Annotated in this window: 24 protein-coding genes and 1 riboswitch; of the genes, 11 read left to right on the top strand and 13 right to left on the bottom strand. The window is 72.8% G+C overall.

Annotated elements, in window-relative coordinates:
- Positions 1-5: 5 nt before the first annotated feature.
- The 5 genes from V3N99_07020 to V3N99_07000 all read right to left on the bottom strand — a co-directional run bounded on the left by V3N99_07020 (position 6) and on the right by V3N99_07000 (position 4,066).
- Positions 6-1,487, bottom strand: a complete 1,482-nt coding sequence (locus V3N99_07020; GenBank protein ID MEO3936497.1) for a HAMP domain-containing sensor histidine kinase — start codon at positions 1,485-1,487, stop codon at positions 6-8.
- Positions 1,484-2,266, bottom strand: coding sequence for a response regulator transcription factor (locus V3N99_07015; protein MEO3936496.1), 783 nt, complete (start codon positions 2,264-2,266; stop codon positions 1,484-1,486). Before V3N99_07015 ends, V3N99_07020 begins: the two co-directional genes overlap by 4 nt.
- 211 nt (positions 2,267-2,477) lie before the next feature.
- A complete protein-coding gene (locus V3N99_07010; GenBank protein ID MEO3936495.1) occupies positions 2,478-2,714 on the bottom strand; it encodes a hypothetical protein in 237 nt (78 codons plus the stop codon).
- Between the two features lie 60 nt (positions 2,715-2,774).
- On the bottom strand, positions 2,775-3,620 hold the full coding sequence (locus V3N99_07005; GenBank protein ID MEO3936494.1) for a sigma-70 family RNA polymerase sigma factor: 846 nt from the start codon (positions 3,618-3,620) through the stop codon (positions 2,775-2,777).
- An 89-nt stretch (positions 3,621-3,709) separates the two neighbouring features.
- A complete protein-coding gene (locus V3N99_07000) occupies positions 3,710-4,066 on the bottom strand; it encodes a DUF2200 domain-containing protein (protein MEO3936493.1) in 357 nt (118 codons plus the stop codon).
- Positions 4,067-4,174: 108 nt separating this feature from the next.
- Between V3N99_07000 and V3N99_06995 the strand changes: the two genes are divergently transcribed.
- On the top strand, positions 4,175-5,398 hold the full coding sequence (locus tag V3N99_06995; protein MEO3936492.1) for a sialidase family protein: 1,224 nt from the start codon (positions 4,175-4,177) through the stop codon (positions 5,396-5,398).
- A 117-nt stretch (positions 5,399-5,515) separates the two neighbouring features.
- Here the strand turns inward: V3N99_06995 and V3N99_06990 are convergent, their stop codons facing one another.
- The 6 genes from V3N99_06990 to V3N99_06965 form a co-directional block, all read right to left on the bottom strand.
- A complete protein-coding gene (locus V3N99_06990; GenBank protein MEO3936491.1) occupies positions 5,516-5,767 on the bottom strand; it encodes a type II toxin-antitoxin system RelE/ParE family toxin in 252 nt (83 codons plus the stop codon).
- Positions 5,764-6,036: a ribbon-helix-helix protein, CopG family gene (locus V3N99_06985; GenBank protein ID MEO3936490.1), complete on the bottom strand. Its 273-nt coding sequence runs from the start codon at positions 6,034-6,036 to the stop codon at positions 5,764-5,766. The genes V3N99_06990 and V3N99_06985 overlap by 4 nt, the downstream gene beginning before the upstream one ends.
- Positions 6,037-6,136: 100 nt before the next feature.
- Complete coding sequence (locus V3N99_06980; GenBank protein MEO3936489.1) at positions 6,137-7,366, bottom strand: hypothetical protein; 1,230 nt, start codon at positions 7,364-7,366, stop codon at positions 6,137-6,139.
- A gap of 240 nt (positions 7,367-7,606) precedes the next feature.
- A complete protein-coding gene (locus tag V3N99_06975) occupies positions 7,607-9,247 on the bottom strand; it encodes a DNA repair helicase XPB (protein ID MEO3936488.1) in 1,641 nt (546 codons plus the stop codon).
- A 58-nt stretch (positions 9,248-9,305) separates the two neighbouring features.
- Positions 9,306-9,866, bottom strand: a complete 561-nt coding sequence (locus V3N99_06970) for a hypothetical protein (protein MEO3936487.1) — start codon at positions 9,864-9,866, stop codon at positions 9,306-9,308.
- 130 nt (positions 9,867-9,996) lie between these two features.
- Positions 9,997-12,336 carry a helicase-associated domain-containing protein gene (locus V3N99_06965; protein MEO3936486.1) on the bottom strand — a complete coding sequence of 780 codons (2,340 nt, stop codon included), beginning with the start codon at positions 12,334-12,336 and terminating at the stop codon, positions 9,997-9,999.
- Between the two features lie 129 nt (positions 12,337-12,465).
- Here V3N99_06965 and V3N99_06960 point away from each other — a divergent pair, with 129 nt between their 5' ends.
- The 3 genes from V3N99_06960 to V3N99_06950 all read left to right on the top strand — a co-directional run bounded on the left by V3N99_06960 (position 12,466) and on the right by V3N99_06950 (position 14,732).
- The gene (locus tag V3N99_06960) at positions 12,466-13,404 is read left to right on the top strand and encodes an aldose 1-epimerase family protein (GenBank protein ID MEO3936485.1); all 939 of its coding nucleotides are present in this window, start codon (positions 12,466-12,468) and stop codon (positions 13,402-13,404) included.
- Positions 13,405-13,575: 171 nt separating this feature from the next.
- A complete protein-coding gene (locus tag V3N99_06955) occupies positions 13,576-13,971 on the top strand; it encodes a cold-shock protein (protein ID MEO3936484.1) in 396 nt (131 codons plus the stop codon).
- Between the two features lie 2 nt (positions 13,972-13,973).
- Positions 13,974-14,732 carry a DUF3027 domain-containing protein gene (locus V3N99_06950; GenBank protein MEO3936483.1) on the top strand — a complete coding sequence of 253 codons (759 nt, stop codon included), beginning with the start codon at positions 13,974-13,976 and terminating at the stop codon, positions 14,730-14,732.
- A 2-nt stretch (positions 14,733-14,734) separates the two neighbouring features.
- Here the strand turns inward: V3N99_06950 and V3N99_06945 are convergent, their stop codons facing one another.
- On the bottom strand, positions 14,735-14,998 hold the full coding sequence (locus V3N99_06945) for a DUF2530 domain-containing protein (GenBank protein ID MEO3936482.1): 264 nt from the start codon (positions 14,996-14,998) through the stop codon (positions 14,735-14,737).
- Positions 14,999-15,163: 165 nt separating this feature from the next.
- Between V3N99_06945 and V3N99_06940 the strand changes: the two genes are divergently transcribed.
- Both V3N99_06940 and V3N99_06935 read left to right on the top strand, forming a co-directional pair.
- Positions 15,164-15,607 carry a MarR family transcriptional regulator gene (locus V3N99_06940; GenBank protein ID MEO3936481.1) on the top strand — a complete coding sequence of 148 codons (444 nt, stop codon included), beginning with the start codon at positions 15,164-15,166 and terminating at the stop codon, positions 15,605-15,607.
- Positions 15,604-16,893 (top strand): MFS transporter, encoded by a 1,290-nt coding sequence (locus tag V3N99_06935; GenBank protein ID MEO3936480.1) that lies wholly within the window; start codon positions 15,604-15,606, stop codon positions 16,891-16,893. The genes V3N99_06940 and V3N99_06935 overlap by 4 nt, the downstream gene beginning before the upstream one ends.
- A gap of 198 nt (positions 16,894-17,091) precedes the next feature.
- On the opposite strand, the gene serC is transcribed toward V3N99_06935, so the two are convergent.
- Positions 17,092-18,219: a phosphoserine transaminase gene (gene serC, locus V3N99_06930; protein ID MEO3936479.1), complete on the bottom strand. Its 1,128-nt coding sequence runs from the start codon at positions 18,217-18,219 to the stop codon at positions 17,092-17,094.
- Positions 18,220-18,351: 132 nt separating this feature from the next.
- Between serC and V3N99_06925 the strand changes: the two genes are divergently transcribed.
- The 5 genes from V3N99_06925 to V3N99_06905 all read left to right on the top strand — a co-directional run bounded on the left by V3N99_06925 (position 18,352) and on the right by V3N99_06905 (position 22,900).
- Positions 18,352-19,119 carry a hypothetical protein gene (locus V3N99_06925; GenBank protein MEO3936478.1) on the top strand — a complete coding sequence of 256 codons (768 nt, stop codon included), beginning with the start codon at positions 18,352-18,354 and terminating at the stop codon, positions 19,117-19,119.
- Between the two features lie 66 nt (positions 19,120-19,185).
- Positions 19,186-19,845, top strand: coding sequence for a pentapeptide repeat-containing protein (locus V3N99_06920; GenBank protein ID MEO3936477.1), 660 nt, complete (start codon positions 19,186-19,188; stop codon positions 19,843-19,845).
- 34 nt (positions 19,846-19,879) lie between these two features.
- A complete protein-coding gene (locus V3N99_06915) occupies positions 19,880-20,620 on the top strand; it encodes a pyridoxal 5'-phosphate synthase (protein MEO3936476.1) in 741 nt (246 codons plus the stop codon).
- A 311-nt stretch (positions 20,621-20,931) separates the two neighbouring features.
- Positions 20,932-22,170, top strand: a complete 1,239-nt coding sequence (locus V3N99_06910) for an MFS transporter (protein MEO3936475.1) — start codon at positions 20,932-20,934, stop codon at positions 22,168-22,170.
- 34 nt (positions 22,171-22,204) lie between these two features.
- Positions 22,205-22,900, top strand: a complete 696-nt coding sequence (locus V3N99_06905) for a metal-dependent transcriptional regulator (GenBank protein ID MEO3936474.1) — start codon at positions 22,205-22,207, stop codon at positions 22,898-22,900.
- 292 nt (positions 22,901-23,192) lie between these two features.
- Positions 23,193-23,361: riboswitch (cyclic di-AMP (ydaO/yuaA leader) on the top strand.
- The last annotated feature ends 19 nt before the right edge of the window (positions 23,362-23,380 follow it).

Below are 23,380 nucleotides of genomic sequence, written 5' to 3'. Positions count from 1 at the left end.
CACTACTACACCGGGTTGACGTCTGAGCCCGCTTGGGTCAGCCTGTGCAGGGCCTGTGGGAGCTCGACCGTGAAGGTCGCGCCACCGCCGTCGGTGGGGGTCACGCGCACGGAGCCCTGGTGGGCGGCCACGATCGCGGAGACGATAGCCAGCCCCAGGCCGCTGCCACCCTGCACGCGGCTGCGGGAGGGGTCGGTGCGGTAGAAGCGCTCGAACACCTTGCGGGCGCGCTGCGGGTCGATGCCGGGGCCGTGGTCGCGCACCTCGATGACGGCGCACCCGGCGGTCGTCTGCCCGACCGCGATCTCGACCGGCGTGCCCGCGGGGGTGTGGTTGAGCGCGTTGCTGAGGAGGTTGGTCATCACCTGACGCAGCTGCGGGTCGTCGCCGACCACGTGCACCGGGCCGAGCGGCCCGAAGGCGCCGACGAGGCGCACGTGACGGTCCGGAGCCAGCACGTGAGCGTCTTGGCGCGCGTCGCCCGCGAGCACCGCGAGGTCGACGTCGTCGAGCGACAGGGGCCGCTTCTCGTCGAGGCGGGCCAGGATCAGCAGGTCCTCGACGAGGCTGCCCATGCGCCCGGCCTCGCTCTCGATGCGTCCGAAGGCGCTGCGCACGTCTTCGGGGCGGCTCACCGCGCCCTGCCGGTAGAGCTCGGCATAGCCCCGGACGGTGGCGAGGGGGGTGCGCAGCTCGTGCGAGGCGTCGGCGACGAACTCGCGCATCCGCTCCTCGGAGGCCTCGCGCACGGCGAAGGACTGCTCGATCTGGGTGAGCATGGCGTTGAGCGAGCGGGTCAGCGACCCGACCTCGTCGGGCGTGGCCCGCTCGGGCATGCGCTGCGTCAGGTCGCCGGCGGCGATGGCGGCGGCCGTGTCCTCGATGCGGTTGAGGGGGCGGAAGCTGCGGCGGACGGCATACCAGCCGATGACCACCGAGGCGGCGAGGACGGCCAGGCCGATGAGCAGGCCGTCCTTGATCACCCGGTCGAGGGTGTCGTCCATCGGCCGCAGCGAGATGGCGACCTCGTAGACCGACTTGGAGTCGGCCGTGACCCCGGAGATGACCCGCCACGACGGCTCGTCGCCCGCGGTGGACGGCACGGTGAAGGGCCGGGACTGGGCCACCCGGGGGTCCGTGGACTTCAGCGGGGGGATCAGGGGAGTGAGGTCGGGCTCGGTCGCCGAGTCGACGATCTCCATCACGTCGCTGCCGTCAGGTCGGTTGAGCCGCACCGTGAAGTTGGGGCGCAAGGCGTACGCGGTGCGGCTGTCGTAGTCGAGATCGGCCACGACCCCGGAGTAGGTGCGCAGCTCGTCGTCGGCGCGGGCGAGGAGGTAGCTGCGCAGCAGCACGTTGACGATCAGGCCCGAGGCGGCCAGGGCAGCCGCCAGCAGGAGCACGACGACCGAGACCAGCCGCACGCGCAGGGGCAGCGTCGCCAGCCGGTCGCTGGCGCGGCGCAGCGGATGGAGGCTCCGGGTCACGCCGTGGGAGTGCCCGGCGGCAGGCGCAGCACGTAGCCGATGCCGCGCTTGGTGTGGATGAGGGAGGGCTCGACGGTGTCGATCTTGCGCCGCAGGTAGGAGATGTAGGACTCGACGATGCCCGACTCGCCACGGAAGTCGTAGTCCCACACGTGGTCGAGGATCTGCGACTTCGACAGGACCCGGTTGGGGTTGAGCATGAGGTAGCGCAGCAGCTTGAACTCCGTCGGAGAGACGTCGATGACACGGCCGCCCCGGCGCACCTCGTGGCTGTCGTCGTCGAGCTCGAGGTCGTGGAAGCGCAGCGAGGCCGCGCCGTCCTCCTCACCGCGCGTGCGGCGCAGCACGGCGCGGATGCGCGCGATGACCTCCTCGAGGCTGAACGGCTTGGTGACGTAGTCGTCGCCGCCGACGGTCAGGCCCTTGATCTTGTCCTCGACCGAGTCGCGTGCCGTGACGAAGACGATCGGCAGCTGGCGTCCCGACTCGCGCAGGCGCCGGGTCACCTCGAAGCCGTCCATGTCGGGGAGCATCACGTCGAGCACGACGAGGTCGGGGTGGCGCTCGGAGGCGCTGGTCAGCGCGCTCTGGCCGTCGGCCGCGACCGAGACGTCGAAGCCGGCGAAGCGCAGCGAGGTGGCGAGGAGCTCGCGGATGTTGGGCTCGTCCTCGACGACGAGGAGCGTCGCCTCGTAGGGGTTGTCGCGGTTGTCCCGCGTCTCACGCGTCTCACGCGTCTCACGCGTCTCACGCGTCTCACGGCTCACGGTGTCGGTCACCTCGTCAGTGTCGGCCGAGAGTCTGGACGTTTGCTGGACATCGGCTATGACCCGAGTATGACTCCTGCGGCCCTATCTCGGGGGCTGGAGACCGTCCCACTGCCCCAGCTGCTGGTCCGGTCTCAACCCGACGTCGCCGAGGGCGGCGGAGCAGCAGGCGATCGCGCGCGCGCCCCTCACGGGCTCCATGCCACCAGCATGCCGTGAGGGCTCAGTCCTCGGGAAGGGCTGCGTAGGCCGCCTTGGTGTCGGTGTACCAGCCCATCGACTTCCGGGGGTGGCGCCACCGGCTCTTCATGGCGTCGCGGGCCGGCTGGTGCTGCGCGTCGCCGGCCTGCTCCTGGTCCTTGAGGTGGCGGTCCTGCGCCTTGATGACGTCGTCGGCGCTCGCGCCGTGGTGCTCGAGGTCGCAGGCGCCGCCGAGGGCGCGGCAGGTCATGGTCTTCATGGTCGTTCTCCTTGGTCTGTGTGGTGTGTGTGGCGTGTGCGGGGGGCAGGTGGTGCGCGGTCAGCCGCGAGGCCGGCCGCCGTCGCGGCGCACGACGCGGAGGAGGACCTCGGGTGCTGCGCGGAAGGTGACGGCCTGCACGAGGCCGTCGCCGACTGTGAAGTCGAAGACGACCCTGGCCTGCCCGAGGTGGAACCAGGCGGTGCCGGGCCGCTCGCCGACGAAGACGGGCAGCGCCGACTGCGCGCTGCCGTTGAAGAACGCGGCCACCGCGTCTCGGCCGTCGATCTGGCGCGGCGTGCCCACCAGGACCGCGGCGTCGTCAGCGGTCACGGCGGCGTCAGGGGCGAGCAGCGTGAGCAGTGCGGCGAACTCGCCGTTCCTGGCCGCCGCCATGAAGGCGTCGACCACCTCCCAGTCGGCCAGTCGATCCTGTGAATGGGGTGCAGTCACCTTGGCCCGCGCCCGCGAGGCCAGCTTGCGCGCGGCGGCCGGCGTCGTGTCGAGGACCGAGGCAACCGCCTCGAAGTCGACGCCAAAGCTGTCGTGGAGCACGAAGGCGACCCGTTCGCGCGGGGAGAGCCGGTCGAGCACCACGTGCAGTGCGAGGGCGACGGTCTCGGCGAGCGCGACGTCGTCGGCGGGGTCGCCGCCGGTCTCCTGCGTCTCGAGGAGCTCGACGTCCTCGACGGGCAGGGGGGTGCGGGCCCGCAGACGGTCGAGGCACAGCCGGGTGGTGACCGTGGTCAGCCAGGCCGGCAGGCTGTCGATGTCGGTCTGCGTGCGGTCCAGCCGCAGCCAGGCCTGCTGCACGATGTCCTGCGCCTCGCTGTGGTCGCCGAGCACCCGGCCCGCGATGGCCACCAGTCGAGGACGCTCGGCCTCGAACACCTCCGTCCGGTCCACGGACCCTCCACCTGTGCTCATGCTCCCCTGACGCGCAGAGCGGGAGAAGTGTGACCGCCATGCGGTTGTCGATACCGCTCAGCGCGTGGTCAGCCCGGTGCCCGCAGGATCGCCGACATCTTCTTGCCCCGTGCGACCTCGTCGACGAGCTTGTCCATCCACCGGACCTGCTGCATCAGCGGGTCCTCGATGTCCTCGACCCGGTGCCCGCAGACGACCCCGGTGATGAGGCCGGCGTGCGGGCTCATCGCCGGCGCGTCGGCGAAGAAGGTCTGCAGGTCGATCTCGTCGTCGATGACCCGTTGCAGGCTGGAGGGGTCGTGACCGGTCAGCCAGCAGATCACCTCGTCCACCTCAGAGCCGGTGTGCCCCTTGCGCTCGACCTTGGCCACGTAGAGGGCGTGGATGGTGGCGAAGCTGGTGGTGAAGAGGCGGTGGCCGGGCACGCTCGAGGATCCCACAGGCAGGCCCTTGCCGGGCGGGCCCCGCGTCGCGACACTGGGACGCACGTCCGACGGCCCAGCCGGACGCCGAGCCACGAAGGAGCGGCAGGCATGTCCGACGCAGCCATCCACCTGCTGGTGGGCACCACCAAGGGCGCCTTCGTGCTCGACGGCGACGCCGACCGCACCCACTGGTCGGTCCGCGGGCCCTACTGCGACGGGTGGTCGGTCAACCACGTCGTCGGCGACCCCGTCAGCGGGGCCATGTGGGCCTGCGGTGGTGGTGAGTGGACCGGCGCCGGGGTCTGGCGCTCGGGTGACGGCGGCCGCACGTGGCAGCTGGCCAAGCTGACGTCTGGGCAGATGGACGCCTGGGCCGCGGGCAGCCCCGACTTCGCGGCGTCCATCGGCTGGAGCGAGCAGCCGGTCCCCTTCGGGGAGACCTTCTCGCAGGTCTGGTCGCTCGGCCGCGCCGGCACGCGCCTGTATGCCGGGACGAAGCCGGCGACCCTGCTGGTCAGCGACGACGACGGTGCGACGTGGGAGGTCGTCACGGGGCTGACCGACCACCCGTCCGCGCAGGAGTGGGTCCCCGGAGGGGCCGGGCTGGTGCTGCACACGATCGTCTCGGACCCTGCGGACCCGGACCGGCTGTGGGTCGGGATCTCGACGGCCGGGGTCTTCGCCACACAGGACGGCGGGGTGACCTGGGAGCGGCGCAACGACCTCGCCGACCCCGCCGACGGGGAGGGTCACGCGCACCCCGCGGCCGCGTCCGACGGGCACACCGGCTTCTGTGTGCACCACCTCGAGCGCGCCGTCGGCGACACCGACCGGCTCTACCAGCAGAACCACCACGGGGTCTGGCGCTCCGACGACGCGGGTGGGAGCTGGCACGACATCACCCCGGGCCTACCCTCGACCTTCGGCTTCCCCCTCTGGACCCACCCGCACGACCCGCAGACGCTGTGGACCGTGCCGCTCAACGGTGACAGCGAGGGCCGCTACCCGCCGGGTGCCGCCGCCGCGGTCTGGCGGTCACGGGACGCCGGTGCCTCGTGGGAGGCGCAGCGGGTGGGCCTGCCCCAGGAGGCGTGCTTCTTCACCGTGCTCCGGCAGGCGATGAGCGGCGACGGGCGCGACCCCGCGGGGGTCTACTTCGGGACGAACACGGGCTCGGTCTTCGCCAGCCGCGACGAGGGTGAGACGTGGGAGGAGATCGCCCGGCACCTGCCGACGGTGCTGGCGGTGGAGGTGCTGGAGCCGGTCGGGGGTGGTCGTGCGGATGAGCGGGGGCTCGGCCTGCAGTCTGCCCAGTCGACCACCCGTGGGTAGCGGCGTCGAGTGCGCACCCACGGGCCGTCGACCTCGATGTCGGTCACCACGTGTGTCCAGGGGTCTGCGTCGCCGACGGCGCAGGATGACACCGGCGACGCTGCGCACGACCGGATCTCAGCGGCCTCGGCCCAGGTGGAGGACATCGATCCGGACGGTCGTGTCGTCGATCTCGTAGAGCACCCGGTACCGGCCAGCCCGGAGGCGAAGGACACCACCAGAGCCCCAGGGGAAGGCAGCAGCGGGCCGCGGATCCCGGGCCAGGTCGTCGACGGTCTCGAAGAGGCCCGTCAGGCCCGCCGAATCCTCCACCATGAAGGCCTGCGCGGCGGTGAACGCCTCGTCGGTCCAGAGGATCTCGTAGGTCAAGGGCGCGCGGCCGGCGGTGGCGAGGGGGGCAGCCCCAGGGCCGAGCGCGCCTGCGCCTGAGTCACGTAGGTGACGTCGCCCAGCTGGCGGCGGACCTGGTAACGAGCCACGGCCAGCTCGTCCTCGAGGTCCTCGACCCGGCGCACCTCATCGGTGAGGTAGGTGCGGATGGCCTCCCGGGCGACGTCCTGCTTGCTCCGTCCCTCCTGGCGGGCGCGCTCGGTCAGCAGCAGGTCGTCGGCGTCGGTGAGCCGCAGGGTCATGGCCATCGCCCAACGGTATCGCCAGATACCAGTGCCGTCGACGGGGCTCCCGACGGGTGGTCAGGCGCTCTGCCACGACGAGTCTGCGTGGGGCCCGGGCACCACCTCACGCCGTGGCGCGCCCGCGGGTCACCCGCTCCAGGAGGTAGGCCACCGCGACCACGCCGAGACCCGCGATGGCGTAGCGCTCGTCGTCGGTGACCTTGAAGGCGATGGCGGCCGCGATGAACGCGACCGTCATCACCGCCTCGCGCCCGACCGTCCGCCGCTCCCTCGCCACCTGGGCCCTGACCTGATGGGGGTCGCGCACGACCTGGCGGTGTCGTTGCACGAACTCGTCGGGGTCGTCGATGCCCTGCACGCCCTTCGCGAGCAGCACCCGTACGGCGCCTCCCGGGTCGACCACCCGCAGCTCGACACCGTCCAGGGCCACGCCTCCCTCACGGCGGGTGGCGCGGGGGGAGATGCCGAGGTCGCCGCCGACGAGCCAGCGGATCGGGGGGATCGGGAGGGGGCTCGTGAAGAGCAGCGCGAGGTTCGCTGACCGGAAAGAAGTGGTCGTGGCCAGGTAGGGGACGCGAAACTCCTGCTCCGTCACCCACTCGGCGTCCTGGGGTTCCTCGTTGCCCCAGCCCGGCCCGACCTGGTCGAGGTCCTCGTCGTCCTCGTCGTCCTCGTCGTCCTCGTCGTCCTGACCGAGCCCGCCATCCAGGACGACACCCACCGCTGCGATCGGGACGACCCACGACCGCCCGCGGCCGAAGACGACGGGGACCACGAAGGTGACCTCGGTCGAGGAGACGTCGACGAAGGAGGATCGAGACAGGAACCGGTAGCGGCGCAGCAGGATCCGCTCGACCCCTGCGGGGGGCACACCGTCCCGCCCGGCCCACGTCGTCGCGGTGGAGGCGGCCGTACGTGGTGCCTTGACCACCACTGTGAGCGCCACGACCACCGCCCCCAGCGCGATGAACGTCGAGAACCCCTGGGCCGAGTCACGTGGGGCCGAGACGCCCTCGTTGCCGCCCAGCACCGCGAGGGACATGAGCAGGACGACGACCGGGGGCAGGGCCAGGAGCGAGCGGGATCGCAGCGCCCGCCACGACCAGGAGCCGGCCGGGGCCCGGCCCGCGTGCAGCGTGAAGGCGAGGAGCAGGGCCACCGCGGCCGCGAGCATGACGAGGTAGTCGGGCCAGGTGTCGCCGCGGTAGAGGTGGCCGCGACCGACGGCGTACAGGCCAACGGCGAGGAGGGTCAGGCCGAGGGCGAGCAGTGAGCCGGTCCCGAGTGCGCGACGGGGTGCCGGGAGAAGGGCGTGATCACTCGACATGCGCATACGGACAAAAGTATCATTTCACCCCTTCCGGATGAGCCAAGATGGCGCTCCAGACGGGCAGGTCGTCGCTGTGGAGGACGTGATGGGCGAGCCCCTGCTCGGCGCTACCCGAGTGCTGGAGGTGATGTTACCGGCCACCCCGGTCCGAGCATGGCGTCGGGGTGATCGGTCGCTCCATGCAGCGACCGTCTACCCCAGGGGCGGGTGCGAGGTTTCGCCTCACGAGGGCCAGACGCGGCGTCACACCGGCAGGTCGTCGCTGTCGACGATGCGGTAGGCGTAGCCCTGCTCGGCGAGGAACCGCTGCCGGTGCGCGGCGAAGTCGGCGTCGACGGTGTCGCGCGCGACGACGGTGTAGAAGTGCGCGGTGCGGCCGTCGCCCTTGGGGCGGAGCACCCGGCCGAGGCGCTGGGCCTCCTCCTGGCGTGAGCCGAAGGTGCCCGAGACCTGGATGGCGACGCTGGCCTCGGGCAGGTCGATCGAGAAGTTGGCGACCTTGCTGACCACGAGCAGCTGGATCTCGCCTACCCGGAACCCCTGGAAGAGCTTCTGTCGCTCGGCTACCGAGGTCGCGCCGGTGATGATCGGGGCGTCGAGGCGCTGCGAGAGGGTCTCGAGCTGGTCGAGGTACTGACCGATGACGAGGGTCGGCTCACCGCGGTGCTTCTCGACGAGCCGCTGCACGACCGGGTCCTTGGCGGAGCTGCACGACGAGAGCCGGTAGCGCTCCTCGGGCTCGCTCATCGCATACGCCATGCGCTGGCCCTCGGGCAGCGAGACCCGCACCTCGACGCAGTCGGCCGGCGCGATGTAGCCCTGGGCCTCGATGTCCTTCCACGGCGCGTCGTAGCGCTTGGGGCCGATGAGCGAGAAGACGTCGCCCTCGCGGCCGTCCTCGCGCACGAGCGTGGCGGTGAGGCCGAGCCGGCGGCGGGCCTGCAGGTCGGCGGTCATGCGGAAGATGGGGGCGGGGAGCAGGTGCACCTCGTCATAGACCACGAGGCCCCAGTCGCGGGCGTCGAGCAGGTCGAGGTGGGCGTAGGCGCCCTTCCGCTTCGTCGTCAGGACCTGGTAGGTCGCGATGGTGACCGGACGGATCTCCTTGCGGGAGCCGGAGTACTCACCGATCTCCTCCTCGGTGAGGGAGGTGCGCTTGATCAGCTCCTCCTTCCACTGCCGGGCCGAGACGGTGTTGGTGACGAGGATGAGGGTGGTCGCCTTCGCCGCAGCCATCGCGCCGGCGCCGACCAGGGTCTTGCCCGCACCGCAGGGGAGCACCACGACGCCGGAGCCGCCGTGCCAGAAGCCGTCGACGGCCTGCTGCTGGTAGGGGCGAAGCGACCAGCCGTCGGTGAGCAGCTCGATGGGGTGCGCCTCGCCGTCGACGTAGCCCGCGAGGTCCTCCGCCGGCCACCCGACCTTGAGCAGCTCCTGCTTGAGGTGGCCTCGCTCGCTCGGGTGCACCGCGACCGTCAGGTCGTCGATCCGCGCGCCGAGCAGCGGCTGGATCCGCCTGTGCCGCAGGATCTCCTCGAGCACCGGGCGGTCGGTGGTCGTGAGGGTCAGCCCGTGCTCGGGGTGCTTGTCGAGGGTGAGCCGACCGTAGCGGTCCATCGTGTCGGCGATGTCGATGAGCAGGGCCTGCGGCACGGCATACCGGCTGTGGGTGATGAGGGCGTTGACGACCGACTCGGCGTCGTGGCCGGCGGCGCGCGCGTTCCACAGACCCAGCGGTGTCACGCGGTAGGTGTGCACGTGCTCCGGCGCGCGCTCGAGCTCGGCGAAGGGGGCGATGGCGCGTCGGGCCAGCTCGGCCGACGGGTGGTCGACCTCGAGCAGCAGGGTCTTGTCGCTCTGGACGATGAGGGGGCCGTCATTCATGTTCTGCAGTCCAACCTCGTGTGGAGGGGAGTTGTTCCGTCGGGCACGGCAGGCGGGGTCAGATCTGCTCGACGGGGTTGCCCGCGCCCGGCCGACCGCTGACGAAGCTGACGAAGAAGGCCCAAAACGCCACGACGAGGGCGGCGGCGACCCCGAAGCAGACCCACCCCACCTTGGCGAGCCGGGTCGCGGACGTCCCGTCGGTCTGTGACCGGGTCATCGCGACGATCGACAGGATCAGGCTGGGCAGACCCAGGCCGCAGCCGAGGAAGGTGAGCAGCAGCGACAGGACGAGCTGGGTGATGGTGCCGGAGCGCCACCCCGAGGTCATCGGTGGCGTCCGGCCGTAGGGGGCGAGGCCGCCCAGCCGAGGTGTGCCGTAGGGGCTGGGGGCTCCATAGATGGCTGGAGCGCTGTGGAAGGTGGGGGCGCCGTAGGAGGCGGGGGCGCCATAGGAGTCCGGGGCTCCGTAGGGGCCGGGGGCGCCGTAGGAGTCCGGGGCTCCGTAGGGGCCGGGGGCGCCGTAGGGTGGAGCGACCGGGGGAGGCGGCGATGCGTCCTGTGGCGGGCGCGACGGGTAGCCGTCGTCGCCGCCTCCGGGTGCCGACCACGAGCTCACGCGTTCCTCCAGGCTGGGCGGGCCCACCCCCACGGGCGAGCCGGAACCAGAAATGTATCCTTCTCGCCGTCTCCGCGTCCCGCGCGGACAGGCGTCAGGCTGACGGCCGGAGCAACCGGGACAGCTGCGATCAGGCGCTGGCGACGCCCGTGATGCGGTGGATGACGAAGGCGCGCTCCTCGGCGCTGTCGGCGAGGCGCCCGAAGGCTCGACCACCGTCGATCGCCAGGGGGTAGAACAGGTGGGTGGTGGAGCGACCACCGTTGTCGGCGTAGCCGATCCAGACTCCACGCTGGTCGGCGGCGGCGTCTCGCAGCAGCGCGATGGTGACGGTCGGGTCGGTGGCCTCGAGCACCGGCCCGTCGGCCTCCTGACGCGAGCGCAGCGCCTGGGCCGAGATCTCGGCGGTCCGCAGCCCGGTGACGAGCCGCCCGGCCAGCTCGGCGTCGACCGCAGCCACGACGGGTCGCGCCGCGGGTCGCCGGTCGCGGGCCCGTCGCTCGGGGGGTGCGGTGACGACGACCTGGCCGTCGGACCCCTCCTGCACCGGGGCAAAACCCTTGTCGCGCAGCATCTCCAGCATCGTGACGGGATCCGCCCCGGAGATCACGACGGTCGGCGCGATGCGGCGCAGGCGCAGCGCCCCGAGCGACCGCTCGGCCACCATGGTCTCGAGCACCGCCTCGTCGTCACTGCGGATGTAGGCGGTGGCGGCGCCCACCCGGGTCTGGCCGTGGCGTCGGGCGAGGTCACGCACGAGGTACTCCAGCGGCTGGGGCACGCCGGTGCGGCTCGCCTCGCGCAGACGCTCGAGCAGCTCGTCGGCGGTCCACCCCACGTCGAGGGCGCGGCGCACCGAGGTCGGTGAGAGCCTGTGCACCGTTGCGCCGCCTCGCGACTCGACGTCGGAGACCAGTCGCATGAGGCGGGCCAGCTCTCCTTCGAGCGGGCCGGGCGCGATGGCCGTCAGGTCGGCCTGCAGGAGCACGTAGTCCACCGACTCGGGCAGGGCCGAGCCCATCGCGGCCGCGGCGTCGCCCACCTTGACCACCAACGCTCGACCGGCACGGGAGAGGGCGCCACGTCCGGTCACGCCCAGCCACTCGGCCTCGCGCAGGACGGCTGCGGCGGCGTCGCGCAGCATCCGCGGGTTGCGCAGGGGTCGCCGCCACAGCAGTCGCTCGACCACGGACTCGCTCGCCGTCACGGCGCCCTCGGGGCTCGTGGCCAGCTCGCTGAGCACCTCGGCCCGCAGCGCCCTGATGGCCGGCCACTGCACGTCGGGTCCGAGCGCGTTGGAGCTCGAGGGGGCGGCCCCGCCCGCCGTCGTGGTGGCGTCACGCCCCCCGACCAGGTGGGTGGCGCGCATCGAGGCGAACCAGCCGGTCGCCAGCCGCTCCCAGCGTGACCCGGCGGGCAGGGCCTGCCACTCGTCGGACGCCGTCGTCGGTGCCCACACCGGCGCGAGCTCGCCGTCGTCGGCGACGAGGCCCGCGGCATACGCGATCTCGACGACGAAGGCGGCCTGATCGGCCGGCAGCTCGAGCGACGTGCCGACCACCCGCAGGTCGCGTATGGAGAGCCCACCGGTGCGCAGCACCCGCGGCGGGTTGGACCCCCACCGCAGCACCAGCTCCTCGACGTGGGTGAGCAGGTCGACGACGACCCCGGCGGCTGTCGCGTCGATGACGTCCTGCGCCAGGGGGGTGGTCCGGGCCGGGGGAGGTGCGAGCGCCGGGTGGGCGTGGATCTGCCCGCCTCGCAACACGATTGCCACGTCGCGGGGCAGCACGACCCGCAGGTCGTTGGGCGCGGCCACCGTGCTGCGCAGCGCCGTGAGCTCGGGCGCGAGACGGGCGAGCAGTCCCCGCTCGAGCAGCCAGCCGGCGCCGTCGGTGCCGCCCTGTCCGCTGCCTGCGGCGGCGCCCACGACACCCACCGGAGGTCCCCAGGCGAGCCGGTCGAGCACAGCTCGAGCGCCCGGCGGGGCCCGCTCGACGAGCCGGGCGATCTCGTGCGGGTCCGTGAGCCCGGCCGTCGGTGTGCCCTGGAGGTCGGCTGCGGCGGGGCCCAGACCGACGGGCGTGGGCCCGAGCACGTCGGGCACGGTGCGCACCACGTGCAGCCCGTCGCTGGCGCGCCAGAGCAGGCCGAGGCTGCGCAGCTGCTCGAGCACCGGCGCCACGTCGCGCTCGGGGTCGGCGCCCTCGCCGAGCAGGGCTGCGACCCGAGCGGGCGCCGCGCCGTCGCCGACGACGACCGTGGCCTCGAGCACCTGCAGCTGGCCGCGGTCGAGCGCCTCGAGGCAGCGCTGCACGCTGGCGCGCGTGCTGGCCCGGGCCGCCAGCGAGGTGAGGTCGGCGGGGGCGGGGCGGGCCAGGTCGGGGCGGCCGACCACCAGCGCGACCAGCTCGTCGTCGCTGCGGGCCCGGATGTCGTCGGCCAGGCTGCGGGCCGCGGGGGCGGTCACCGCGGGGGCTGTGGTCGCGGAGGATCGACGGCGGGGGGGCACCGCACCACGGTAGTCGGGGCGGCCCCGGTGGTGCCGACGCGCCCACGGGTGGGGCACCGGCGCTCGGCCCGCCGATAGGTTGGGAGGGTGACGTCCTTCTCCGCCCTCGCCCCGGAGGGCCAGCCCACCGGCCAGCAGTGGACCATCAGCCGCGGCGGCGACGTGCTGACCGTGGTGGAGGTCGGCGGCGGGCTGCGCAGCTGGAGCCGCGGCGGGGTGGATGTCGTCGCCGGCTACCCCGCCGACGCCACGGTCGTGGCTGGCCGCGGGCAACAGCTGATCCCGTGGCCCAACCGTGTCGCCGACGGTCGCTGGAGCTTCGACGGCGTCGACCACCAGCTGCCGCTGACGGAGCCCAAGCTGCACAACGCGAGCCACGGGCTGGTGCGCTGGGCCTCGTGGGGGCTCGGCGACCTCGGCGAGCACCACGTCACCCTCACCCACCGACTGCACCCCCAGCCGGGGTGGGACTGGGTGCTCGACCTCGCCACGACCTACACGCTGACCGAGGCCGGGCTCGAGGTGACGACGAGCGCCGTCAACCGGTCCTCCACCCGGGCGCCCTACGGCTACGGCGCACACCCCTACCTCCACGTCGGCGACACCCCCCTCGACGACCTCTCGCTCACCCTGCCCGGCTCGAGCTTCCTCGAGGTCACTCCCGACCGGCTCCTGCCGGTCGCGACCCACCGGGTCGACGGCACGGCCTACGACTTCCGGGGTGGGCGCGTGCTCGGTGCGACCGACCTCGACACCGCCTTCACCGACCTCGCGCGCGGTGGGGACGGCCGTTGGGAGGCGCGGCTCGACGGGGTCGCGCTGGGCGCCGTGACCCTGTGGGCCGACGAGCACTACGGCTGGATGCAGGTCTTCACCGGCCGCTCGACCTCGCAGACCGAGGGCAGCAACGGCATCGCCATCGAGCCGATGACCTGCCCGCCGGCGGCCCTCGCGTCGGGCGCCGACCTCGTGGTGCTCGAGCCGGGGGGCTCGCACACCGGCACCTGGGGCATCCGCATCGGCTGAGACCGCTCGCGGAGGCTCGGCGCCCGCCCGCCCGCCCCGCCTGCCCGCCCCGCCTGCCGACGGCGGTCAAACGGGTTGGTGGCCTCCCGTAAAGTGGGGGTCATCCCCGCAGCGTCGCGACCCAGGTCGTCGACGCGCCGCAGACTCGACAACTCCCGAACGAGGTAACCCATGCCGACCGGCAAGGTGAAGTGGTACGACGCCGAGAAGGGCTTCGGCTTCCTCTCCGACGACGAGGGCGCTGACGTCTTCCTGCACGCCAACGCCCTGCCTGAGGGCACCACCACGCTCAAGGGCGGCACGCGCGTCGAGTTCGGCATCGTCGAGGGCCGCCGCGGCGCCCAGGCGCTGTCGCTGCGCGTGCTCGACCCCGCGCCGACCGTCACCGCGGGCAAGCGGGCCGCGCTGCGCAAGCCCGCCGACGACATGGTCGTCATCGTCGAGGACCTCATCGCCCTGCTCGACTCGGTCGGTGAGGGCCTGCGTCACGGGCGCTACCCCGACAAGGAGTTCGCATCCAAGGTCTCGCAGGTCATGCGGGCCGTCGCCACCGACCTCGAGGCGTGACCGTGCCCGACTCCAGCACCGACTCCAAGCCCCTGAAGAAGGACGCGACCCTCGCGGCCGCCGTCGACGTCGCCCGGGCCGCCCTCGACGACGTCGCGCTGGCCGGCGCGGTCGGTGAGCACCTCGAGATGGTGATGGAGGGCGAGCGCCTGGCCACGCACTACTTCGACTGCTCGAGCCCGGCCTACCGGGGCTGGCGCTGGGCGGTCAGCGTGGCCCGCGCGCCTCGGCAGAAGGACGCCACGGTCTGCGAGACCAACCTCGTGCCGGGCCCCGACTCGGTGCTGTCACCGCAGTGGCTGCCGTATGACGAGCGTCTCGCCCCCGGCGACCTCAGCGCCGGCGACGTCCTGCCCTACCGCGAGGACGACCCGCTGCTCGAGGCGGGGTTCGAGGCGACGGGCGACGACGACGTCGACCAGGTCGGCTTCGTCGAGCTCGGTCTGGGGCGCCCGCGGGTGCTCAGCGCCGAGGGCCGCGACGACGCCGCCCAGCGCTGGTACGACGGGTCGCACGGGCCGACCGCCGAGGTCGCGGTCAAGGCCGAGGCGTCGTGCTCGAGCTGCGGCTTCTACGTGCCGATGGCCGGGGCCCTGCGCATCGTCTTCGGTGTCTGCGCCAGCGAGTGGTCGCCCTCCGACGGCACAGTCGTCAGCCTCGACCACGGCTGCGGTGCGCACAGCGAGACCCGTGCGCCGCTGCCCGAGCCCGAGCCCATGGGTGAGCCGATCCTCGACGAGCTGGCGCTCGAGTTCGTCTGAGCTCAGGCGCCTGCGGCATTCCCCCGCCCGCGCCTGACGTAGAGCCAGCACCCGACGCCGAGCGCGAGCCCGGCGACGGCCGTCCACGGCCACCACGAGCGTTCGCCCGTGTGGAGATCCGGCACCACCAGGGTGACCACGAGCACGACCAGCCACGCGAGCGACCCGACGACGCAGACCGTCGGGACCGAGACGGTCGCCGGTCGTGGGCCCGCCCCCGCGCCCCCGGCGGGGGAGGACTCCATACGGGCGTCGGGGGTGCTCATGACCCAAGGCTATGCGGCCCGCGGCTGGGCGCTGGGGCTCGAGGTGCGCACGGGCCAGACCGGCGGCGTCGCGCCCGACCCGACCGGACCGCTGCGGGGTCGACTCCGAGTCACCCCCCGGACCCAGAGATCGTTAGCCAAGGTAATGAGTTAGGCTAACGACCGATGAACAGCGCGCCCACCTCCTTCACCCCCCAGCAGATCGCCCACCTCTCGGCCGACCTTCGCCTGGCCTGTATGCGGATCAGCCGCCGTGTCCGCTTCGAGTCCAGCCACGACGTGGCTCCCCACCAGTTCTCGGTGCTGTGCCGACTCGAGGGTGCCCCGCGCACGCCCGGCGAGCTGGCCGAGATCGAGCGCGTCGCAAAGCCGAGCATGACCCGCACCGTCGCCGCACTGGTCGAGCAGGGTCTGGTCAGCCGTCAGGACGACCCCACCGACGGGCGTCAGGTCATCCTCAGCCTGACCGACGAGGGCCGACGCAGCGTGCGGTCGATCCGCCGCCGCCGCGACGCGTGGATGGCCAGCCGGGTCAAGCACCTCAGCCTCGAGGAGCAGGACGTGCTCGCCCGGGCCACGCAGATCCTCACCCGGGTGGCCAGCGAGTGAGCCCGACCTTCTCGTCGCTGTCGATCCGCAACTACCGCATCTACTTCAGCGGCTCCTTCGTCTCCAACGTCGGCACCTGGATGGGCCGCGTCGCGCAGGACTGGCTCGTGCTCACGGTCCTCACCGACCACTCCGCCACCGCGCTCGGCCTCGTCACGGGGCTGCAGTTCCTGCCCTTCCTGCTCCTCGCGCCGTTCACCGGGGTCATCGCCGACCGCTTCCCCAAGCGCCGCATCCTCTTCGTCTCGCAGGGCGCGCTCGCCGTGTCGGCGCTCACCCTCGCCGTGCTCACCCTCAGCGGCGTCGTGCAGCTCTGGCAGGTGTATGCCGTCGCCCTCTTCCAGGGCATCGCGACCTCCGTCGACAACCCGGCCCGCCAGTCGTTCGTCTCCGAGATCGTGCCGCGCCAGCAGCTGAGCAACGCCGTCGGCCTCAACAGCGCCTCCTTCAACGCCGGACGGCTCGTCGGCCCCGGTGTCGCCGGGCTGGTCATCGCGTGGCTGGGCACCGGCACGGCTCTGCTGCTCAACGGTCTGTCGTTCTTCTTCGTCATCGCCTCGCTCGCCGCCCTGCACACCGACGAGCTGACCCCTTCCCCCCGGCTGCGGGGCAAGGGCCAGGTGCGCGAGGGCTTCGCCTACGTGCGCAGCCGTCCCGATCTGATGGTGATCATGGGGCTGGTCTTCGTCCTGGGCACCTTCGGCATGAACTTCCAGCTGACCATGGCCCTCATGGCCACCCAGGTCTTCCACCAGGGTGCGACCCAGTACGGCCTGCTCGGCTCGATCATGGCGATCGGCTCCCTCGCCGCCGCCCTGCTCTCGGCGCGACGGCGCGAGCCCCGCCTTGCCGTGGTCCTCGTCGCCCTCGGGGGCTTCACGGTCGCCTCCCTGCTGGCCGCCCTCGCCCCGACCTACGACCTCTTCGCGCTCGCGCTCGTGCCCGTCGGGTTGGCCTCGCTGACGGCGCTCACCACCGCCAACTCCACGGTCCAGCTGTCGGTCGAGCCACAGATGCGCGGCCGGGTGATGTCGCTCTACATGGCGATCCTCATGGGGGGCGCCCCGATCGGCGCCCCGCTGATCGGCTGGCTCGGTGACCACGCCGGCCCCCGATGGACCATCGGCATCGGCACGGTCATGGTGGGGCTGTCGCTCCTGGCGGTGCTGGCCCTCCATGCTCGAGGGGGACCCGCGGGTCGCCTCCGGGTCACCCGGACCCCGCGCCGGCTGCCGCGGCTGGCGCTCGTGCCGGTCACGGTGCCGGAGCCCGAGCCGGTCCGCTGACCCGCGGCGCCTCAGCGGGTCGGCAGCCGTCCACCCCTCACCTCGGTGGGTCTGGCAGGATCCGCACGTGACCCCACGATTCCGTCAGCGCCTCACCGTCTTCGTGCTGGTCGGTCTCGTCGTGGTCGCCGCGGTGTCGGCGTTCGTCCAGACCCTGCACTGACCCCATCAGCGCCTCAGCCCGGGCAGCCCATCAGGTCAGCCGAGCTGCTCGACCACCCAGTCGATGCAGGCCGTGAGCGCGGAGACGTCGTCGGGGTCGACGGCGGGGAACATCGCGACCCGCAGCTGGTTGCGACCGAGCCGCCGGTAGGGCTCGACGTCGACGACGCCGTTGGCCCGCAGCGTCGCCGCGACCGCGGCCGCGTCGACCTCCGGGTCGAGGTCGATGGTGCCGACGACCTGGCTGCGCGCTGACGGCTCGGTGACGAACGGCGTGGTGTAGGAGGTCCTCTCGGCCCACGCATACAGGCGGCTCGAGCTGTCGAGGGTGCGGGACACGGCCCACCCCAGCCCGCCCTGGCCGTTGATCCACCGCAGCTGCTCACCCATCATCGCGATGGTCGCGACGGCCGGTGTGTTGTAGGTCTGGTCCAGGCGGCTCTGGGCGACCGCGGTCGGCAGGCTGAAGAAGTCAGGGACCCACCGGCCGCTGCCGGCGATCTCGTCGACGCGGGCGAGCGCTGCGGGGGAGAACGTCGCCAGCCACAGCCCGCCGTCCGAGGCGAAGGACTTCTGCGGGGCGAAGTAGTAGACGTCGGTCTCGGTGACGTCGACCGGCAGCCCGCCCGCACCCGAGGTCGCGTCGACCAGCATCAGCGCGCCGTCGTCGGCGCCCTCGACTCGACGCACCGGCGCCATCACGCCGGTGGACGTCTCGTTGTGCGGCCAGGCATAGGCGTCGACGCCGGTCTCGGCGTGCGCGGTCGCGAGGCCACCGGGCTCTGCCCGCACGACGGTCGGCTCGCCGAGGAAGGGGGCGCCCGCGGTGACGGCGGCGAACTTCGCCGAGAACTCCCCGAAGGCCAGGTGCTGGCTGCGCTCGCGCACGAGGCCGAAGGCGGCGACGTCCCAGAAGGCCGTCGAGCCACCGTTGCCGAGCACGACCTCGTAGCCGTCGGGCAGCGAGAACAGCTCGGCGAGCCCCTCGCGCACCTCGCGGACGAGACGGCGTACGGGGTCCTGTCGGTGCGACGTGCCGAGCACCGTCCGCCCGAGGGAGGCCAGGTGGGCGACCTGCTCGGGCCGCACCTTGCTCGGGCCCGAGCCGAAGCGACCGTCCTGCGGCAGCAGGTCGGCGGGGATGGTCAGGCGGGGGTCGCTCATACCTCATGAGACCACCGCGGGAGGGGATGCCCCCTTCGTTTCCACGGGGTGGACCGGAGTCGGGAACAGCGGGGGCTGGTGCGCCGTTCCTTTGTCTGTAATCATGTAATCACCATTACGAAGGAGCACCACATGAGTCACCACCACGACCACCACGGCCCGGATGCGGGCCACCACCACCCCTTCGCCGAGCGGTTCGCCGAGCGCTTCTCCGACGAGGAGCAGGAGCGCGGCCCACGCGGAGGCCGCCGCGGACGCCGCGGCGGTGGCCCGGGGGGCCCGGGCGGGCCCGGCTTCGGACCCGGCTGGGGCCCCGGCTTCGGACCGATGGGTCCGGGCGGTCCCGGCCGGCGCGGAGGCGGCTTCGGTCGCCCGGGCGGCTGGCAGCAGGCCGACCTCCCCGCGGCCGACGACGTCGTCGCCTGGTTCGCCGGGCGACTGCCGAGCGGCTGGTACACCGGCTCACCGACCGTCTCGGTCGACCGCGAGGAGGTCATCGTCGTCGGCGAGCTGCCGCCCGTCGACAGTGCTGACGGCGAGTCGTCGGCGGCCGCGGCCCAGGGGCGGATCAGCCGCTTCCGCGAGGACACCCGCGACGAGCGGGTGGCCATCGCCCTCGAGGCCGAGGCCCGCTACGGCCGCAAGGTCGGCTGGGGCGCGACGATCGGCGACGAGTCGGCGATCTTCACCCACCAGGCGGTGCCGGTCATGACGCGGCTGCGCCAGCCGCAGCGTCAGGTGCTCGACACCCTCGTCGACGCCGGCGTCGCCCGCTCCCGCTCCGAGGCGCTCGCCTGGGCCGTCACGCTCGTCGGCCAGCACGCCGACGAGTGGCTCCAGGGCCTGCGGGAGGCCATGGCCGAGGTCGAGAAGCTGCGCACCGAGGGTCCGCAGGTCTGACCTCACCCCCCACCCGCCCGGAACGCGGGAGGGGTGGCGGGAGGGGTGGCGGGGCAGGATGGGCGGATGCCGCCGCGCCGCTCCGCCCGTCGACCGCCCCGCCCGCCGCTCGACCCCCACACGCTCGAGGCCCATGACGCGCCGCTGGTGGCCGACGAGACCTACGACCGGGTCGTCGTGCGTGACGCCGACCTCACCCGGGCGCGCGCCGCCGGGTCCCGCTTCCTCGAGTGCGCCCTGGTGGACGTCGACCTCACCGAGGCCGACCTGTCGGGAGCCCGATTCTCCGAGAGCGTGCTCACCCGGGTGCGCGGCGCGGGCATCGACCTCTCGGACGCGACCCTCGCCGACACCGTGGTCACCGACCCCCGCCTCGGGGCGCCATCGGCCTACGGGTCCGTATGGCGTGACGTGCGCGTCGTAGGCGGCAAGGTCGACTTCCTCAACCTGCGCGGCGCCACCCTGACCGACGTCGTCTTCGAGGACGTGGTGCTGCTCGAGCCCGACCTGGCCGGTGCGACGCTCAAGCGGGTGTCCTTCGACGGCTGCCAGCTGGTGACGGCGCAGTTCTCCGGGGTGACGATGACCGAGGTCGACCTGTCGGGCCCGCGCCTCGTCGCCCCCCGCGGCCTCGCGAGCCTGCGCGGCGCCACGATCAGCCGCCTGCAGCTGCTCGACCTGGCCGATGCGCTCGCCGACCAGCTGGGGATCCGGATCGGCACCTGAGCAGCCCCCCGTCCCGGCGCCTAGCCTTGGCCGGGTGAACAGCGACGCGGCACACGCCGCAGGACAGGTCCAGCGGCACGACTACACCGGTGACGGGCTCACCGAGGAGATGCTCGAGTCGACGCCCTATGCGCAGGTGCGCCGCTGGGTCGACGAGGCCGATCAGCGGGCACTGACGAACCCCGACGTCTACGAGCCCCGCGCGCTGTCGGTCGCGACGGCCGACGCGCACGGCGTGCCGAACGTGCGCACCGTGCTCATGCGCTTCCTCGACCAGCGCGGGCCGGGCTTCGTCAGCTCGACCGACTCGACGAAGGGCCTCGAGCTCGCGGCCAACGCGCACATCGCGGTCGCGCTGACCTGGCCGGCGATGTTCCGCGCGATCCGGCTGCGTGGCACGGTCGAGCGGATCGCGGCGCCCGAGGTGCACGACTACTGGGTCACCCGCCCCTGGGGCTCGCGGATCAGCGCGTGGGCCTCGCACCAGTCGGCGCCGGCGCGGGACCGCGGCCAGCTGGAGGACGACTACGCCCGGTATGCCGCGCAGTACCCCGACCACGGTCGGCCCGACGACGTGCCGGTGCCGCCGACCTGGGCCGGCTACCGGGTGCGCGCGACCGAGGTCGAGCTCTGGGCCGGGCGCAGCAACCGGCTGCACGACCGGCTCGTCTTCACCGCTGTCGGCGCCGGGGGCGGGGTCGCGGCGCAGGACGTGAGTGCGCACCCGGCGCTCGACGACCGGGCCGCCTGGGTGCTCACCCGCCGCCAGCCCTGAGGTGTCGCCAGCCCGCAGGCGAGCAGGGGCACGGACGAGCCCGTGGGCGCCGAGTCCTCCACGGGGGAGGGAACCGGCGGGTGCCTGGACGGGGGCACCACCACCCACGGGCCGCGGCGACTGCTGGATCTGGCGATCGCACGTCCGTTGCCGACCGAGGCGGTCAGCGATACGGCTGCGCTATCGCGCAGTCACCTCACGCGTCCTCGAAGAATTCACTACTGGACCACCTCCCTTCTCGTGTCCTCAAACCCTAAGTCGGCGGGGCAGCGCCCACAAGGGGGTTTCGTTCCATGCCTAGAGTGCTCGCGGTGGACTCGCTCGCAGACCTGAGGTCGATCGCGCTCGCGGCCTACGGGCCGAGCGTGCTCAGCGCTGTCGGCACGGGGGCGGTCGCCCCGGTCATCGTGCTCTCTGCGCGCGACCTCGGGGCCGGCGTCAACCTCGCCGCGTTCATGGTCGCGCTCATGGGTGTCGGGCAGCTGCTCGGCGACATACCGGCGGGCGCGCTCGCCGCCCGGCTGGGGGAGCGCACGGCCCTGCTGCTCGCGTGCGGGATCGAAGCGGTCGGCATGCTCGGCTGCGCCCTCGCCCGCCACGTGTGGGTGCTGGCCGCATCGCTCGTGGTGCTCGGTCTCGCGGCGTCCGTCTTCGGCCTGGCCCGTCAGGCCTACCTCACCGAGGTGGTGCCGATCCGCCTGCGGGCCCGCGCCCTGTCGACCCTCGGCGGGGTCAGCCGCATCGGCCTGTTCGTGGGGCCCTTCCTCGGGGCGGCCGCGGTCAGCCGCTTCGGTGTGTCGGCGGCCTACGGCGTCGGGCTGCTCGCCTCGACGGCCGCCTTCGCCCTCCTCCTGGTCGTGCCCGACCTGACCTCCGGCGAGCGGGCGGCGCAGCTGCGCGACCCCGTACGACGCTCTGTGGGCTCGGTGCTGCTCGAGCACCGTCGCACCCTGCGCACCCTCGGTGTCGGGGTGCTGTTCATCTCGGGCGCCCGCTCCTGCCGCACGGCGCTGGTACCGCTGTGGGCCGAGGGCATCGGGCTCGACGCGGCGCACACCAGCCTCGTCTTCGGCATCGCCGGGGCCGTCGACATGCTGCTGTTCTATCCGGGCGGTCGCATCATGGACCGCTGGGGCCGCCTCTACGTGGTCGTCCCGAGCATGGTCGTGCTCGGGCTCGGAATGGCGCTGCTGCCGCTGGCCGGGTCGTTCGGCCTCGTCGCCCTCGTGGCGACCGTGATGGCGGCCGGCAACGGCCTCGGCTCCGGCGTGGTCATGACGCTCGGCGCCGATGCCTCACCGACCCGCGACCGCGCGCAGTTCCTCGGGGGCTGGCGGCTGATGTCGGACAGCGGCAACGCGGCCGGCCCTGGCCTCATCTCGGCCCTCACCACCGTCGTGCCGCTGGCGGCGGCCGCCGTCGCGATGGGTGCGCTCGCCCTCGCCGGGGCCGGCTGGCTGCGGGTGTGGGTGCCGCGCTTCGACCCCGTCTCGCGGGGGTCGCTGGAGCGGCGGCGGGAGCGCGGGGCGGACGGGCCCGGCCGACGGTAGCGGGGCCGTCGGTGGCTTCTGCGAGAATCCGCAGGTGACGGACCTGATCGACACGACGGAGATGTACCTCAAGACGATCTTCGAGCTGGAGGAAGAAGGCATCACCCCGCTGCGCGCGCGCATCGCCGAGCGGCTGGGCCACTCCGGGCCCACGGTGAGCCAGACCGTGGCCCGGATGGAGCGCGACGGGCTGCTGCACGTCGCCGACGACCGGCAGCTGCGGCTGACCGACCAGGGGCGCACCCTCGCCACGCGCGTGATGCGCAAGCACCGCCTGGCCGAGCGGCTGCTGGTCGACGTCATCGGGCTGGAGTGGGAGTTCGTGCACGACGAGGCGTGCCGCTGGGAGCACGTCATGAGCGAGCGCGTCGAGCGCAAGATCCTCGCCATGCTCGACGACCACCTCGTCTCGCCCTACGGCAACCCCATCCCGGGGCTCGACGAGCTCGGGGAGGAGGGCGGCGAGTCCTTCCGCCACGGCGTCGAGACCCTCGTCGAGATCGCCACCGCCGAGCCGGTCCTCGTCGTGGTGCGCCGCATCGGTGAGACGGTGCAGGTGGACCACGAGGCCCTCACGCTGCTCACCAGTGCCGGTCTGCTGCCGGGTGAGCGGGTCTCGGTCAGCCTCCAGGGCGGTCGGGTGATCGCCGTCCGCGAGGGCGACGAGCTCAGCACCGGGGTCTCCCTGCCGACCGGCGTCGCCGTCCACGTCTTCGCCGCCCGGATCTGAGCCGGCACTGGGCCGGTCCTGAGCCGGCTCGGGGTCGGGCTCGGGGTCGGGCTCGGGGTCGGGCTCGGGGTCGGGCTCGGGGTCCCCCGGGGTCGATGACTAGTCCCTACCACCCGATCGGGCCATCTTTTTCGGGGTTATCCACATCCTGAGCGGGATATTCCGGGCAATGGTGACACTTTCGTGACCTTCATGTGACACGAGCGATACCTCTGTTGTAGCGTATGCCGCACTTGGCCGAACACCGGTCAGGGTTCTTCCCGAGACGCCTAGTCCTGCCACTCGGATGAGAAAAGCACAACCGCTGGCAGGAGCGGGGGAACCACCTTCGACCGTCTCCGGACGGTCTCGGGGTGAAGCCCTTGGCTCGGGACCGCGAGGTCTCGTGACGAGGGCCGGGTGAACAGCAGAACCTCCCACCCGAACCCGACAGCTCACTTCGTAGGCGCTTGAGAGGTTTCATTCGTGGCTCGTACGCTT

The organism is Dermatophilaceae bacterium Soc4.6, assembly GCA_039889245.1.
Lineage (GTDB): Bacteria > Actinomycetota > Actinomycetes > Actinomycetales > Dermatophilaceae > Lapillicoccus.
This window is presented reverse-complemented; position numbering and strand designations above follow the sequence as displayed.

Bases quoted from the DNA above. Each gene is read 5' to 3' on its own strand.
- V3N99_06995 (MEO3936492.1), top strand. From the start codon at position 4,175: ATGTCCGACGCAGCCATCCACCTGCTGGTGGGCACCACCAAGGGCGCC.
- V3N99_06980 (MEO3936489.1), bottom strand. From the start codon at position 7,366: ATGCGCATGTCGAGTGATCACGCCCTTCTCCCGGCACCCCGTCGCGCA.
- V3N99_07010 (MEO3936495.1), bottom strand. From the start codon at position 2,714: ATGAAGACCATGACCTGCCGCGCCCTCGGCGGCGCCTGCGACCTCGAG.
- V3N99_06975 (MEO3936488.1), bottom strand. From the start codon at position 9,247: ATGAATGACGGCCCCCTCATCGTCCAGAGCGACAAGACCCTGCTGCTC.
- V3N99_06920 (MEO3936477.1), top strand. From the start codon at position 19,186: ATGCCGCCGCGCCGCTCCGCCCGTCGACCGCCCCGCCCGCCGCTCGAC.
- V3N99_06925 (MEO3936478.1), top strand. From the start codon at position 18,352: ATGAGTCACCACCACGACCACCACGGCCCGGATGCGGGCCACCACCAC.
- V3N99_06955 (MEO3936484.1), top strand. From the start codon at position 13,576: ATGCCGACCGGCAAGGTGAAGTGGTACGACGCCGAGAAGGGCTTCGGC.
- serC (MEO3936479.1), bottom strand. From the start codon at position 18,219: ATGAGCGACCCCCGCCTGACCATCCCCGCCGACCTGCTGCCGCAGGAC.
- V3N99_06985 (MEO3936490.1), bottom strand. From the start codon at position 6,036: ATGGCCATGACCCTGCGGCTCACCGACGCCGACGACCTGCTGCTGACC.
- V3N99_06945 (MEO3936482.1), bottom strand. From the start codon at position 14,998: ATGAGCACCCCCGACGCCCGTATGGAGTCCTCCCCCGCCGGGGGCGCG.
- V3N99_06940 (MEO3936481.1), top strand. From the start codon at position 15,164: ATGAACAGCGCGCCCACCTCCTTCACCCCCCAGCAGATCGCCCACCTC.